Source organism: Stenotrophomonas maltophilia (genome assembly GCF_004920835.1).
Classification (GTDB): domain Bacteria; phylum Pseudomonadota; class Gammaproteobacteria; order Xanthomonadales; family Xanthomonadaceae; genus Stenotrophomonas; species Stenotrophomonas maltophilia_AQ.
On the sequence record NZ_QFHO01000010.1, the window covers coordinates 45551 to 59439 of the forward strand.

Genomic DNA, 13889 nt, shown 5'->3' on the forward strand with positions numbered 1-13889 from the left:
CTCGGCCGTCGGTCGTGGAGCGGGTCCCTTTCTAGTTCGGTCGTGGAGCGGGTCCCTTTCTAGTGTTGTAGCTCGTAGAGCGTTGGATTAGGAAGTGTTGCAAAAGCAGGGGGTGGCCGCTTGTTGTAATCGTCTTGCGGCTGTAGCTTCACTGCTTCTGAAACGGGGGCGTTATGAGCGACAACAGGAAGTTCATTGAACTGGCATTTGAGAGGCTGAGCAAAGAGCTTGGGATCTCGAAGAAGTTCGTCGTAGACCTCTACGCTGAAGAGAACTCGTGGAGCTTCACCTCGAAGCTGGCGCAGCTGGTTGAAGGCACCTTCACCCACGCCATCGTTGAAGCGCTGGGAGAGCCGAAGGCCCGGCGAGTGGTCAGCAACATGACGCAGGCATCAAGGATCGAGCTGCTGCGCGATCTTGGATACGTCGACACGAAACAGAAGACTCTGTTTCTGGCCGTTGCCGAGATCAGGAATCAGTACATCCACAACGTATCCAATGTTGACAGGACGTTGGCGGACTACATCCGGGCGCAGGAGCCGCGCGATGCAAAGGCGCTTTACAACAAGTTCCGGCCGTTCTTTGTGGGACAGGATAAGGCAATGTCACTGGATGCGTTCATTGCCGACTGCAAGGTACAGATGTTCTATGCCTGTTCGCTGCAGTTGCTGAAGGTCCACGGCGATGTGAGCGGGGACAAGGCCAGAAAGGACCACGAAGCACGCCGTCTTGCCGAGGCAGGCAGGTTGTTGCCGGCAAGGAAGAAGGGCGAGATGTTTCCGTTGGATCGACTGACGGTGAGCAGCTATGTCACGCAGGCCAGAGACATCCTGAAGCGGGAAGGGCTGTTCGTTCCGGAGTTCAAGTAGCAGAGAGAGCAACCGCCTCCGCGCCTGCTTACCCCATCCGCGGCGCGGGATTCTGCATTTCTTGGGCCTCCGGCTCGACCTGCTGCTGCGCCGCCAGCCCCAGCTTCTGCATCGACTGCTCCACCGGCGTCTGCGCCGCCACAGCGGTCGGCATCATCGCCCGCAGATGCGCGGGGTTGGCCGGGTCGCCCTGCACCACAAAGATGTTGTGCCCGGCCGGCTGGTTGGCCGTGGCATTGCTGACCAGCACATGGTCGACCTGCTGCAGGCCCTGTTCGCGGGCGAGCACGGTCAGGCTGGCAGTCAGGCGCTCGCTGGTCTGGTCGAACGGACGGCCGTGCTGGGCGTCCAGTGCGGCCACGCCTTGGCGGACCTGCTGGTTGAGGCCATAGTCGGGGTGATTGGGGGTGATGTCTGCCATGGCGATCGAACGGTAGCGGTGGGTCGTGGTGGGCCCGGTCAGTATAGATCCGGCCCGTGTAGCGCGCCCGAGGGGTCAGTCCGCCGGCCGATGGTCGTAGCTGATCACCCGCTCGGCCAGCCAACGCCCATCCACGCGGCGCCAGACCTGGATGAAGCGGGCCTGGCCTACCCAGCGCTCCACGCCGTCCTTGCCGCGTTCATGGAAGCGGTGGTCGCCGATCTCCAGCGCCCGTTCGTCGTGCAGCGGGAACACTTGCAACGAAGGTTCCACCAGTTCACGGCGCAGGCTCCAGCCGCCCTTGCGCGCATTGCTGCACATGTTGGCCACGCTGCGGCGGAAGTCCTCGCGGCTGCTGGCCGACTTGCCGTCCTTGTCATGGAAGAACTCCATGTCTTCGGTGGTCATCGCGGCGGCCTTGTCGGCGTCGCAGGCCTCGAACGCCACTGCGAACAACTGTGTATCCGCCTGGCGGATCTGTTCGCGCAGGTCATCGGTGGACGGCGCTGTGGCGACGAGGCCGGCAGCCAGCAGGGGCAGGGTGAGCAGCAGCATGGCGGAAGCTCCAAGGATGGTTCGCGCAAGCTCGCATGGCATCTGGGCCGCTGCAGCAGGTCTGCGACGAAACGGGCTTTCCGCGGAGCGAATGCCCGCATTGGCGGCCCGGCCGAGGCGGCGTCGCCTGTGCAGGCGATGTCATGGCGACCGACGATTCCATCACGGTCGCGATAGGCGGCGGCCAATAGCCTGAAAGCCTCCCCTTCCACAGGAGCTCCCATGCCTGCTTCCCGCATCCGCCTGCACGTTGAAGACACCGGTGGCGACGGTCGCCCGGTCATCCTGATCCACGGCTGGCCGCTGTCCGCCGATGCCTGGAAGACGCAGGTGTCGATCCTGCGCGATGCCCAGTATCGGGTGATCAGCTACGACCGCCGCGGCTTCGGCCGCTCCGACAAGCCGGCCGAGGGCTACGGCTACGACACGCTGGCGGCGGACCTGGCCGGGTTGATCGAGGAGCGTGACCTGCGCGACGTCACCCTGGTCGGTTTCTCGATGGGCGGCGGTGAGGTGGCGCGCTATGTGGCCAATCACGGGCAGGATCGCCTGCACAGCGTGGTGTTTGCTGCTGCGGTGCCGCCGTATCTGCTGCGCAGTGACGACAATCCGGAAGGGCCGCTCACCCAGGAAAAGGCCGATGAAATGCGCAGCGGTCTGGAGAAGGATCGCGAGGCGTTCTTCGATGGCTTTACCCGCGATTTCTTCAGTGCCAATGGCCAGCTGATGGTGACCGAAGAGACGCGTCAGGCGGCGATCGCGCTGTGCCATCAGTCCGATCAGACGGCGGCGCTGGGGTGCATGAAGGCGTTTGCTACCACCGACTTCCGCGAAGACTTGAAGAAGATCGCGTTACCAACCTTGATCCTGCACGGTGACAGCGATGCCATCGTGCCGTTTGAAGGTTCTGGCGAGCGCACACACCGAGCCATTCCGGGCAGCGAAGTGGTGATCCTGGAAGGTGCGCCGCACGGCTGCAACACCAGCCATGCTGATCACTTCAATCTGGCACTGCTGAACTTCCTGAAACGGTAAGCTGCCGCGATGCGCGAACCGAAGACACCGCCTTGGAAGAAGCCCAATCCCAAGGGCCAGACATCGCAACCGCTGTCGGCCGCCCAGAAGGAGGCGGCGCGGCAGCGTGCGGAAGAGAACGGGCGGCGTTATCCGAATCTGGTGGACAACATGTGGGCGGCGAAGCTGCCACGCGGATCCTGATCTGTGGAGTCGAGCCATGCTCGACTCCGCTCTGCATCCATCCACGCATGGCGTGGATCTACTGCAACAGCAGCCGAGCATGGGCTCGGCTCTACAGGTCGGCCAGCGGCATCCAGCCGGGTTTCCACCAGGGTGAGATCTTGCCCTGACGGACGGTGATTGCCTCAACCGGTACCCCAGCCAAGCGCGCAAGCTCAGCACGCAGCCATTCGGCGTCCACCGGCACGGCCGTAGCCACCTGCAGCCGATCACCCTGATGCCTCACCTGTACCGGCAGCGTAGCGTGCGCGTCATGCTCGCCGCCGGTGCGTCCGATCGGGTAGCGCATCGTTACCGGCCGTGACAGCTGCGCCAGTGCTGGCTGCCACGCCTGCAGCACGAGAGGCTGTCTGGCAGCGGGTACATGTACTTCAGCAATCGTGGCCGTGTAGCCGGTGATGCTCTCGACCATGACCTGGAAGCGCGCACCATCCGGCATGACGAGCACGGCGGCGATCAATGCGGAGAGCGAAACGAGCACTGCCGCGAGGTTCCAGCTGTGCGGCGCGGTGGCCGGGCGAGTTGCGGTGCGCAGGCCCGGTTTGCGTCGCAGCTTGCGCGCGTAGGTGCGCCGGTCCTTCCGGCGCGGGCTGCTGCTGTGCTCGGGCAGGTTCAACGGAACCCGTGGAAGGCGCGCTGCGCGGGCCTTGATCAGGCGCGACAGCAGCATCCACGCGATCACGAACGCCAACAGCGGAAGCAGCGTTCGCACCCACAGATACAGCGTGACCATCCACAACACCTCTACAGACGACCATCCATGCTCATCCACATCCTACCGGGACCGCGCGGCGGTTGTCGTATCCGCCAGCCGACAGGCACAGGGCGCTTGGTTAGGATGATCCTTTGTTGTCACGGATGAACCGATGGTCTCTGCTGCTACCCGCTTCTGTCGTATCTGTGGTCCCGGCCCGATCCTGATGGTGCTGCAGGTGGTGGCGCTGCTGTCGATGGCGCTGGCAGCCGGCTTCTTCCATTACCGCGTGGATCTGCTGCTGGAGCCGGTGGATGAAACCTGCGGCGGCCCGGATCCGGTGGCACGCATGCAGGTGGCGGAGCAGTTGATGGCCCGTTCGCTGGCGCTTGAGCCTTGGCAGCCGCTGCATTGGATTCCGCTGGCCGGCGTGACACTGGCCATGCTGGGCGCGATGTCGATCAGTCTCTATCGGCTCGGGCGCCTGCCGGGGAGACTGCGCCTGGCCAACTGGGGAATGATGGCACTGCATGGCGTGATACTGGCGTTGGCCAGTTGGGCGCTGCGTCTGTACGACACGGCATGGACCAGCGTAGCCACACTGTCTCCTGCGGCGTGCATGGTTGAGCTGGGTGAGCAGGGCAGGTTGCCGCTGGCGCAGGCGCAGCAGGTGGTGTTCGAGATCCTCACCCATGAGCATGCGCCGCTGCTGCGCAACCCTGATGACCTTGCCCTGGTGCTGGTCGCGTTGATGCTGATGGCGATGACTGCAGGATTCATGCTGTGGCGGGCGATCGTGCGCGAACGTCAGGTGCCGTCGCCCAGCCCATAGCGGGTGTGTGACCAACCACGCGCCCGCAATCGCGCTAAAGTCAGCACTTCGCTCCTGCAAGGATGTGCTGATGCGTTGGTTGCTGCGTGCTGTGCCGTTGCTGCTGTGTTCGTTGGGGGTACACGCCGCCGAAGTGGACCGCCGGATTGCGGTGACCATCGACGACCTGCCGTGGGCACGGGTGGATGAGATCGTGCCGCCGGACCTGCAGGCACGTCATGAAGCGCTGATGGCGCAGCTGCGCCAGGCGGGCGTGCCGGTGGTCGGCTTCGTCAACGAGAACAAGCTCGAGATCGACGGGCAGGTGCAGCCGGCGCGGGTGCAGATGCTGCGCGACTGGCTGGACGCCGGCTACGCGCTGGGCAACCACACGTACTCACACATGGATCTGAATGCCAAGGGCGTACCTGCGTTCCAGCAGGACTTCCTGCGTGGTGAAACGGTGCTGCGGCCGTTGCTGGCCGAGCGCGGGCTGAAACCGCAGTGGATGCGTCACCCCTATCTGCGTGCCGGGCGCACGCCGGAACAACGCGCGGAGATGGATGTGTTCTTCAACGCACATGGCTACCGCGTGGCGCCGGTGACGGTGGACAACGGTGAGTGGGTGTGGGCGTTCGCTTATGCCAACGTGATGAACGAACAGCCTGACTCACCCGAACGCGAGGCAACGCTGGCGCAGCTGCGCAAGGGCTATGTGCCCTACATGCTGAACAAGTTGGACTACTACGAGAAGCAGTCGCAGGCGCTGCTGGGCTATGCGCTGCCGCAGGTGTGGCTGATGCATGCCAACGAACTCAATGCAGCCACGTTTGCCGAACTGGTGGCGGCGACGAAGCGCCGCGGGTACCGCTTCATCTCGCTGGAGGACGCGATGCGCGATCCTGCTTACGCGCGTGGTGCCGAGGGCTACAGCGGTCGCTACGGACCGAGCTGGCTGCACCGTTGGGCGATGGCGGAGAAGAAGCCGAAGGACTTCTACGCTGGTGAACCCGAGGTGCCGACGTGGGTGATGAAGCTGGCGAAGGTGGATTCGGAGTGAGGCTCAGCGCTTGACGGCCAGCACACCGTCCAGCGCCAGTTCGGCCTTGAAGCCGGCCTTTTCCAGGCGTTTGGCCACTTCACGCGGCACGTCGCGGCCGCTGGTCAGCTTGTTCGGCGCGCCGGTGTAGTGGAACAAGCGCCCGCCTTTGCGGATGACGCGGGCGAGGTGGTCGTAGAACACCTGTGAGTACAGTTCGCCGGCGATGCCGAAGCGCGGCGGGTCGTGCAGGATCGCGTCGACGCTGCTGCTGGCCACCTGTTCAATCTGCTGTGAGACATCGCCATGGCTGAACTGCAGGCGGCCACCGGTGGCAGCCGAATCCGGATCCGGGGACCACGGGTTGAGCGTGCGCAGCCACATCACGTCGGCGTTCTTTTCGAACGAGCGGATCTGGCCGACACCGGCCTCCAGCGCGCAGGCGGCGAAGTAGCCCAGGCCACCGCAGGTATCGAGGATGACCTTCCCGGCCGGGGCGACCAGCTCCACCTTGCGGCGCGCGTCCTCGAACGGTGACAGCTTCGAGGTGGGCAGCATCTTGATACCGTCGATCTCGAAGGTCGGTGCGCCCCATTCGGTCGGCACCAGCTTGATCAGCGAACCGCTGTAGCGCGAGATCGGCGCGAAGTCCTCGCCGTCCCAGTAGTACAGCGTGCGGTCCTTCAGCTTGCCCGGCCACGGGTAGGCCTGGCCACGGAAGTGGAAGCCGTCGGTGTTCAGGGCCACGGTGTCCTGGCTCCGGCCCAGGTCGAGCGATCCCTGCCAGTCGGCAGCGCCCTTGTCATGGGCACGGCGCAGGGTGTCAGCGCTGTCGCGGGTCAGCAGGGGGCCGGTGTAATGGGGCACGGCGGGTACCGGGGCGGTTCGGGGGAGGGCATGGTACCGCAGCTGTTGTAGAGCCAAGCCGATGTCAAAGTAGATCCACGCCATGCGTGGATGCAGGCAGGGAGGAGTCGAGCGTAGGCCCGACGCTACCGCTGGTACAGCTGAAGCCGTGCGTGGCTCCTTCCCCTGAGATCATGCCGACGCCACGCGATGGCTGCATGCCCTGCAGCGCGCACGACCGACGATGGACCTCCTGGGTTTCCGGTGGCTGCCGATCAAAGTCATAGCGCAGGCTGCCGTCTTCCTGCAGCAGCCAATGCACGGTAACGCGCTCATGGCGACCATCACCGAGATCCCAGTCAAGTGTGCGCATGATCAGGGTCTGGCCATCGGGCAGTTGCCGGACTTCGTCATAGGCGCCCTGGGTCTTCGGCGCGCTTACCGCAAGCAGCAGAAACAGCAGCATTGGCATCGCTCCTCAAAGAAGACAGGTTGTACCCATAGTGCCCTGCGCCGCCATCAGAATCATTGCGTCTTACAGGCACTTCACTGCATACACCGGCCCGGCCCCGATCAGCATCAACGCCATGTAGTCACTGTCGCTGGCTTTGCCCTTCAGCGTCGCGCCCTTGTTGAAGTGGAAGATGCCGAAGCCGCCGGCCATGCGGATCAAGGCGCTGTCGATCTGTTCGGCGTCGTCGCGGAAGTAGCGGCTGATTTCACTGCGGGTGGCCTTGTGCAGGGCATTCGGCTCGCGCTGCCACTGGTCGCCGCGGCTGAAGGAGACGAAGTACTGGCCGCCTTCCTTCTCGATGCGGAAGTCGGCCGGTTTGCGCGCGCTGGTGGCGAAGCAGCCCTGCAGTGGGTCGGCGGAGAAGGGAAGCCCGGCGTCACCGTTACAGGCAGTGAGCAGCAGGAGTGCACCGGGCAGCAGCAGGCGGAGCGTGCGCATGGGATGTCCCGACGGGGCAGGTGCGGCTAGTGTAGGCAGCACACGGGCACGGTCCGTACAGAAATTCGGCAAGCGCAAAGGGGTTTTCGGATGGCGCAGGGCAAGGCACCGTGGTGCGGCGTGGCCAGTTGGCTGGGGATCGTGGTGGGCTGGGGCGCGGGCACGTTGGCGGCGCAGGCGGCGGGAGACAACAGCCTGGCGGCGGGGCTGGGCGTGGGCGTGCTGGGCGCGGCACTGGTGGGCGGTGGCTTGGCAGTAGCTTCGCGCGTGCGCGGTGAGCGCTGGCCGTGGATCGGCATTGCCGGCGTGGTGCTGAGCGCGCTGCCGCTGCTGATGTACCTGCTGCGGATGATGTTGAAGCTCTAGCGGTAGTGCCGGCCGCTGGCCGGCACCAACCGGGTGCATCCGTCGTTCATGAGGTTGCCGGCCAGCGACCGGCACTACCCGGCGTGGATCATGCGCTGCGGTGAATCTCCACCGTCACGTGCACCAGCTCCTCATGAATCGCCAGCGCGTTGCGCACGGTATCGGCATCCAGACTGACGTCGCTGGTGACCACGCTGGCGCTGACCGCGTACTTGCCGCGACCCACTTGCCAGACGTGCAGGTCCGCTAGACGTGCCGGCCACGGACCCTGTTCGATCACTTGGCGGACTTCGGCCACCACCGGTGCATCCATCTGCGCGTCGAGCAGGATACGACCACTGTCACGCAGCAGGCCGATCGCCCAGACAGTAACCAGCACGGCGCCGACCAGGCCCATCACCGGGTCCAGCCAGGTCAGGCCGAGCAGCTTGCCGCCGAGCAGGGCGACGATGGCCAGTACCGAGGTGGCGGCGTCGGCCAGCACGTGCACGTAGGCCGAGCGCAGGTTGAGGTCGTGACCGTGTGCATGGCCGTGATCGTGGTGTTCGTGGTCATGCCCGTGATGATGGCCATGGTCATGCCCGTGGTGATGATGCGCGTGGCCCGGGCTGTTGTGCAGCCACCATGCGCAGAGCAGGTTCACGCCCAGGCCCACCGCAGCGATGGCGATGGCTTCGTTGTAGTGGATGGGGGCGGGCACCCACAGCCGTTCCAGCGATTGCACGGCCATCAATGCGGCGACGCCAAGCAGGGCGATGGCGCTGGTGTAGCCGGCCAGGATCTCGATCTTCCAGGTGCCGAAGGCGAAGCGCGGATCGTGTGCGTAGCGCCGCGCACAGCGGTAGGCGAACACCGAGAGGCCCAGCGCCAGCGCGTGCGAACTCATGTGCCAGCCGTCGGCGAGCACGGCCATGGAGTTGAACCACCAGCCGCCGACGATCTCTACCAGCATCATGGCGACGGTGAGCCACAGGGCGCGGCGGGTATTGCGTTCGGCCAGCGGGTTGCCATCGTCGAAGCGGTGTTCGTGGCGGCGGGCGGCGGCGAGGGCGTCCAATTGCATGGCGGTGGGAGCTGGAGTGGATACCCCCATAGGGTATATGATCCCGCCATGGCCCATGTACACAAGAATCGAAAGCAGCTGCTGACACGGGTACGCCGTATCGCGGGTCAGGTGGCGGCGTTGGAGCAGGCGCTGGACACCCCCGAGGGGGAAGCGGGTGACTGCGCGGACGTGCTGGTGCAGGTCGCCGCCGTGCGCGGTGCAGCCCACAGCCTGCTGATGGAGCTGCTGCACGAGCACCTGCAGGAACACGTAGTGGGTGCCGACGACCCGCAGAAGCGGGCGGACGAGGCCGAAGTGCTGGTGGAACTGCTGCGCCGCTACGGCAAATAGCAGGGGTAGTGCCGGCCAGCGGCCGGCACTACCCGTGCCGGTGCCGCGCGTTCCAGATATGGGTGGCGGCCAGCAGCAGGCTGCCGGTGACGGTCATCGGTGTTTCCCAGGCATGCGTTGGCAGCGCGAGCGCGCCGGCCAGCAGCAGGCCTAGACCCACGCCGGCGGTGGCCCAGGCCAGTACCGGCAGCGGGTGACGGCGCTCGGCCCGCCACAGCGCGTAGCCGGTCAGCGGCAGGGCGATGGCCACGAACAGCAGGTGCACCCATTCCGCTTCGGCCCAGGTGCCGAACAGCGGCAGCGCGGCGGCAAGCAGGGGCAGCGCCAGGCAATGCAGCAGGCACAGGCTGGACAGGGCGACCGCGCCGGCATCAAGCAGGGCGGCAGAAGGCGACTTCATCGGGGGAGGTTCCTTGCGCGACAATTGTTATACAGTAACATTTCCGTTCCGCAGCCAACCCGCTCCGACATGAACACTGTTTCCCGCGCCGACCGTCGCCTTCCGGTCACCGTGCTGTCCGGCTTCCTGGGGGCCGGCAAGACCACCCTGCTCAACCAGATCCTGCGCAACCGCGAGGGCCTGCGCGTGGCGGTCATCGTCAACGACATGAGCGAGGTCAACATCGATGCGCAGCTGGTGCGCGAAGGTGGCGCCGAGCTGCGCCGCACTGAAGAGACACTGGTGGAATTCAGCAACGGCTGCATCTGCTGCACGCTGCGCGATGACCTGCTGCAGGAAGTGCGGCGCCTGGCCGATGCCGGCCGCTATGACTACCTGCTGATCGAATCGACCGGGATCGGCGAGCCGATGCCGGTGGCGGCCACGTTCGCGGTGCGCGACGAGCACGGGTTCAGCCTGAGTGACATCGCGCGGCTGGACACGATGGTGACGGTGGTCGACGGCAGCGCATTCCTTGCCGACTTCGGTTCGACCCTGCGGCTGGCCGAGCGTGGCCAGCAGGCCGGGCCGGATGACGACCGAGGTGTGGTCGACCTGCTGTGCGAGCAGGTCGAGTTCGCCGACGTGATCGTGGTCAGCAAGGTCGACCAGGTGGACGACGAGGTGCTGCAGGACACGCTGGCAGTACTGCGTGGCTTGAACCGCGACGCCAAGCTGCTGCTGTCGAGCTTCGGCGACGTGCCGTTGACCGAACTGCTGGATACCGGCCGCTTCGACATGGAGCGTGCGCAACGCGCGCCGGGTTGGGTGAAGGAGTTGCGTGGTGAGCACACGCCGGAGACCGAGGAATACGGCATTGGCAGCTTCGTCTACCGCTCGCGTCGTCCGTTCCACCCCGCGCGATTCGCCCGCGCGCTGCAGTCGGGTATGCCCGGCGTGATCCGCAGCAAGGGCTGGTTCTGGCTGGCCAACCGCATGGATTGGGTAGGTGAACTGAACACCGTGGGCGCGGCGACGCGCACGCAGGCGGCGGGCTTCTGGTATGCCGCGCGCGACCGCGTGCGGGCTGGGCTGGAAGACACCACACCGTTGTTGCCGCCGACGCCGTTGCCTTACAGCGACCTGGGATGGGCGCGGCAGCAGGCCGATTGCTGGAGCGCGCCGCTGCCGGGGCTTGAGGAATTCCCGGATTCGGCCGCGCACACGGCGATGCAGCGGCTGTGGCACCCATTGTGGGGTGATCGCCGCCAGGAGCTGGTGGTGATTGGTGTGCACATGGACGAGCGCGCGGTGCGTGCGGAGCTGGATGCGTGCCTTCTCAACGACCAGGAGCTGCGTGCGGGGCCATTGTTGTGGCACCAGTTGCCGCAGGCGTTCCCTGTGTGGAAGCGTTGACGGTGCATTGATGATCCATGGGTTGCCGGCCAGCGGCCGGCACTACCCCAGGTCGATACGTCATGCGTGGATGGATGCATGGCGGAGTCGAGCATGGCTCGACTCTACAGACTGTCGCGCCATTGCCAGCTGTTGGCGGTGACCTGCAATACCTGCGTCGGCCGCAATGCCTGCAGCAGATGCAGGTCGTGGCTGACCATCATCAAGGCACCCGGCCATGCCGCCAGCAGTTCTTCCAGTGCCTGCAATGCGCTTAGGTCCAGTGCATTGCCGGGCTCGTCCAGCAGCAACAGCTGCGGCGCGGGATCGGCGTACAACACGCTGGCCAGTGCGCCTTTCACCCGTTCGCCATCGCTGAGGCTGCTGGCGGGGCGCTGGATGCGCTGTGCGTCCAGACCCAGCAGTGCGAGCCGAGTGCGCAGTTCGCCCGGGTCCGCACCCGGATTGGCGGCCTGTACGCTATCGAGGATGCTGTGCTCGCCGGACAATCCCAGCAGTTGCTGGTCGAGCAGCGCCAGTGGCGCGTGGCGTTGCACCGTGCCATCGCGCGCTCGCAGCTGGCCGGCCAGCACACGCAGCAGGGTGGATTTGCCACTGCCGTTGTCACCGACCACGGCGATGCGCTGGCCGCGACGGATCTCCAGCTGCAACGGGGCACTGCAGCCATGCGGCAGCACCAAGGCCTCGGCCTGCAGCAGGCGCGTGCTGCCACGTTCCCCCGCACCGGCAAACAGCGCCAGCTCCGGTGCCGCATGAACCGCGGATGCCGCTGCACGCAGCTGCTCTGCACTGGCCTGCAGGCGCTCGGCCTGCACCTGCTGCGCGCGCCCGTGACTGGCTTCGGCACGCTGCTTCTGGCGGCCGAGCAGGATCGGTGCCTGGTTGGCCTGCTTTGCTTCGCGATTGCCACGTGCCTGACGTTGCTGCTGGCGTTCGTTCTGCTCGCGCGCGCTGCGTTGCTGCTGTCGGTGCTGGGCGCGCGCATGGTCGAGCTGGGCGGCGGCGGCTTCGCGTTCGGCGGCGCGCACTTCGGCATAGTGCTGCCACGCGCCGCCATAGCGATGTAGGCCACGCCCATCGAGTTCGACAATCTGCTGCATGCGGCCCAGCAGCTCGCGATCATGGCTGATCGCCAGCAGGCCGCCGCGCCATTGCTGCAACTGCTCGTACAGTTGCTGGCGATGACGGGCATCGAGGTGGTTGCTGGGTTCGTCCAGGATCAACCAGTCGGCATCGCTGGCCCACGCGCCGGACAGTGCCACCTGCATCGCCTGGCCGCCGCTGAGGCGCGCAGCAGGGTGGGCGTGATCGAGATCATCGGGCAAGCCCAGCGCCTGCCATTGTTGCTGCAGGCGTTCGCGCAGGTCCCAACGGTCGCCAACGCAGGCGAAGTCGGCCTCGTTGACGCTGCCGGCTTCGATGCGTGCGAGCGCGGACAGCGCTTCACCCACACCGGCCAACTCACCCACGGTGCCGGCTGGTGGATAGCCCGGTGTGGGCAACAGGAACACGCGGCCGCTGCCACGCACCTGGCCACTGTCGGGCGATAGCCGTCCGGCCAGCAGGCGTGCGAGCACGCTCTTGCCGGCGCCATTGGCACCGACCAGGCCGGTAGCAACCGGTTCGAAGGAAAACGTCAGATCGGAAAACAGCGGGCGGCCGTCGGCCAATCGATACGACACGCGATCGAGCGTGAGGGAATGCGGGGTCATGCGACCTCCATGGATGCCGGGTTCTCCCCTGCGCGCAGGGGCGGGAAGAGTCAGGCCGTCTGTTGCGAAGACGGCGGCATCAATGGCGCATTGGTCGCGAGCCTCTGGGAGGAGTGAGGGGAGATTATACCGCCCGCAGGGCATGCGAATTGTAGAGCCGAGCTGCTCGACTGCTTTTGAGGAGCAGTCGAGCAAGCTCGACTCTACGTGGCACGGCCATCGAGCGCGGATCTACCGGCCTACGGCACGGTTTCCAGGCGTTCGCTGACGAAATCGATGAACACCCGCAGCTTCGGCAGCACATGGCGGCCGGAGGGCCACAACAGGTGGAAGATGCCGCAGGAATGCACATGCTCGTCCAGCACGGTGACCAGGCGACCATCGGCCAGCGCATCGCGCACCGAGTGCACTGGAACGAAGGCCAGTCCGATATCGCGCAGTGCCAGCGCCACGCGCGCTTCGATGGTGTTGGCCACCATGTGCACGGGCAGTTCCTGCGGGGCTTCATTGCCGGGCCACTGGATCGGCCACAGCTCCAGCTTGCCGGTGCTGGGGAAGCGGTAGTGCAGCAGGGTGTGTTGGAGCAGGTCGGCCGGCGCACGCGGAACGCCGCGGCGCTGCAGGTACGCCGGCGAGGCAACGATGCGGCGCGGGAACACGCCAAGGCGTCGGGCGTTCATGCGTGAGTCGCTGGGTTCGCCGACGCGCAGCACGGCGTCGAAGCCTTCCTCGATGACATCGACCAGCCGGTCGCTGAAATCCAGGTCCAGACGGATGTCCGGGTAGGCGGCCATGAACTCGGCCATCAGCGGCAGGGTGAGATCACCCACCAGCGGCAGGCCGATGCGCAGCGTGCCGCTCGGTGCGGCATGCGGCTGCGCCAGTTCGGTGCGCGCGGCATCGCGCTCGTCGAGGATGCGCCGGCAGCGCGCCAGGAACAGCTGGCCCTCGGCGGTGAGGGTGATGCTGCGCGTGCTGCGGTGGAACAGGCGCACGCCCAGTGCGTGCTCCAACCGCGCAACGCACTTGCCGGCGGCCGAGGCCGAAATGCCCTGCAGGCGTCCGGTCTCGACGAAGCTGCGGGTGTCGGCGGCATGCACGAAAGTCTGCAGATTGGCGAGGTTGTCCAGGACTGACATGGGCGTGTGGGGGAATGAAAGCGGCAGGGTAGGTGGC

General features: G+C 65.9%; 18 protein-coding genes. 8 read left to right on the forward strand and 10 right to left on the reverse strand.

Features of this window, described 5'->3' with window-relative positions:
• The first annotated feature begins 173 nt into the window (after positions 1-173).
• Complete coding sequence (locus DI041_RS09340; protein WP_046987003.1) at positions 174-869, forward strand: hypothetical protein; 696 nt, start codon at positions 174-176, stop codon at positions 867-869.
• Positions 870-897: 28 nt separating this feature from the next.
• Here the strand turns inward: DI041_RS09340 and DI041_RS09345 are convergent, their stop codons facing one another.
• Together DI041_RS09345 and DI041_RS09350 are read right to left on the reverse strand one after the other, a co-directional pair.
• Complete coding sequence (locus DI041_RS09345; RefSeq protein WP_136639555.1) at positions 898-1290, reverse strand: XVIPCD domain-containing protein; 393 nt, start codon at positions 1288-1290, stop codon at positions 898-900.
• A gap of 75 nt (positions 1291-1365) precedes the next feature.
• Complete coding sequence (locus DI041_RS09350; protein ID WP_136639556.1) at positions 1366-1845, reverse strand: nuclear transport factor 2 family protein; 480 nt, start codon at positions 1843-1845, stop codon at positions 1366-1368.
• Positions 1846-2067: 222 nt separating this feature from the next.
• On the opposite strand from DI041_RS09350, the gene DI041_RS09355 reads away from it, so the two are divergent.
• Together DI041_RS09355 and DI041_RS21225 are read left to right on the forward strand one after the other, a co-directional pair.
• Positions 2068-2880, forward strand: a complete 813-nt coding sequence (locus DI041_RS09355) for an alpha/beta fold hydrolase (RefSeq protein WP_136639557.1) — start codon at positions 2068-2070, stop codon at positions 2878-2880.
• A 9-nt stretch (positions 2881-2889) separates the two neighbouring features.
• The gene (locus tag DI041_RS21225) at positions 2890-3063 is read left to right on the forward strand and encodes a hypothetical protein (protein ID WP_004139657.1); all 174 of its coding nucleotides are present in this window, start codon (positions 2890-2892) and stop codon (positions 3061-3063) included.
• 91 nt (positions 3064-3154) lie between these two features.
• Here DI041_RS21225 and DI041_RS09360 read toward each other — a convergent pair whose 3' ends face one another.
• Complete coding sequence (locus DI041_RS09360) at positions 3155-3835, reverse strand: hypothetical protein (protein ID WP_136639558.1); 681 nt, start codon at positions 3833-3835, stop codon at positions 3155-3157.
• Between the two features lie 133 nt (positions 3836-3968).
• Between DI041_RS09360 and DI041_RS09365 the strand changes: the two genes are divergently transcribed.
• Together DI041_RS09365 and DI041_RS09370 are read left to right on the forward strand one after the other, a co-directional pair.
• Positions 3969-4628 carry a hypothetical protein gene (locus tag DI041_RS09365; protein ID WP_136639559.1) on the forward strand — a complete coding sequence of 220 codons (660 nt, stop codon included), beginning with the start codon at positions 3969-3971 and terminating at the stop codon, positions 4626-4628.
• A 70-nt stretch (positions 4629-4698) separates the two neighbouring features.
• The gene (locus DI041_RS09370; protein ID WP_136639560.1) at positions 4699-5667 is read left to right on the forward strand and encodes a polysaccharide deacetylase family protein; all 969 of its coding nucleotides are present in this window, start codon (positions 4699-4701) and stop codon (positions 5665-5667) included.
• A gap of 3 nt (positions 5668-5670) precedes the next feature.
• Here DI041_RS09370 and DI041_RS09375 read toward each other — a convergent pair whose 3' ends face one another.
• From DI041_RS09375 to DI041_RS09385, 3 genes are all read right to left on the reverse strand, one after another.
• A complete protein-coding gene (locus tag DI041_RS09375; protein WP_440862129.1) occupies positions 5671-6597 on the reverse strand; it encodes a class I SAM-dependent methyltransferase in 927 nt (308 codons plus the stop codon).
• Positions 6578-6958: a hypothetical protein gene (locus DI041_RS09380; protein ID WP_046984485.1), complete on the reverse strand. Its 381-nt coding sequence runs from the start codon at positions 6956-6958 to the stop codon at positions 6578-6580. Before DI041_RS09380 ends, DI041_RS09375 begins: the two co-directional genes overlap by 20 nt.
• Positions 6959-7027: 69 nt before the next feature.
• A complete protein-coding gene (locus DI041_RS09385) occupies positions 7028-7444 on the reverse strand; it encodes a hypothetical protein (RefSeq protein WP_136639943.1) in 417 nt (138 codons plus the stop codon).
• A 90-nt stretch (positions 7445-7534) separates the two neighbouring features.
• Here DI041_RS09385 and DI041_RS09390 point away from each other — a divergent pair, with 90 nt between their 5' ends.
• The gene (locus DI041_RS09390; protein WP_136639944.1) at positions 7535-7810 is read left to right on the forward strand and encodes a hypothetical protein; all 276 of its coding nucleotides are present in this window, start codon (positions 7535-7537) and stop codon (positions 7808-7810) included.
• An 88-nt stretch (positions 7811-7898) separates the two neighbouring features.
• Here DI041_RS09390 and dmeF read toward each other — a convergent pair whose 3' ends face one another.
• Positions 7899-8873 carry a CDF family Co(II)/Ni(II) efflux transporter DmeF gene (gene dmeF, locus DI041_RS09395; protein ID WP_136639945.1) on the reverse strand — a complete coding sequence of 325 codons (975 nt, stop codon included), beginning with the start codon at positions 8871-8873 and terminating at the stop codon, positions 7899-7901.
• Between the two features lie 48 nt (positions 8874-8921).
• Between dmeF and DI041_RS09400 the strand changes: the two genes are divergently transcribed.
• Positions 8922-9206 (forward strand): metal/formaldehyde-sensitive transcriptional repressor, encoded by a 285-nt coding sequence (locus DI041_RS09400; RefSeq protein WP_136639946.1) that lies wholly within the window; start codon positions 8922-8924, stop codon positions 9204-9206.
• A 28-nt stretch (positions 9207-9234) separates the two neighbouring features.
• Here DI041_RS09400 and DI041_RS09405 read toward each other — a convergent pair whose 3' ends face one another.
• A complete protein-coding gene (locus DI041_RS09405) occupies positions 9235-9606 on the reverse strand; it encodes a MerC domain-containing protein (protein ID WP_046984490.1) in 372 nt (123 codons plus the stop codon).
• 69 nt (positions 9607-9675) lie between these two features.
• Here DI041_RS09405 and DI041_RS09410 point away from each other — a divergent pair, with 69 nt between their 5' ends.
• Positions 9676-11001, forward strand: coding sequence for a GTP-binding protein (locus tag DI041_RS09410; protein WP_046984491.1), 1326 nt, complete (start codon positions 9676-9678; stop codon positions 10999-11001).
• Positions 11002-11105: 104 nt separating this feature from the next.
• Here DI041_RS09410 and DI041_RS09415 read toward each other — a convergent pair whose 3' ends face one another.
• Complete coding sequence (locus tag DI041_RS09415; protein ID WP_136639947.1) at positions 11106-12713, reverse strand: ABC-F family ATP-binding cassette domain-containing protein; 1608 nt, start codon at positions 12711-12713, stop codon at positions 11106-11108.
• A 239-nt stretch (positions 12714-12952) separates the two neighbouring features.
• A complete protein-coding gene (locus DI041_RS09420; RefSeq protein ID WP_046984493.1) occupies positions 12953-13852 on the reverse strand; it encodes a LysR family transcriptional regulator in 900 nt (299 codons plus the stop codon).
• Positions 13853-13889: the final 37 nt, after the last annotated feature.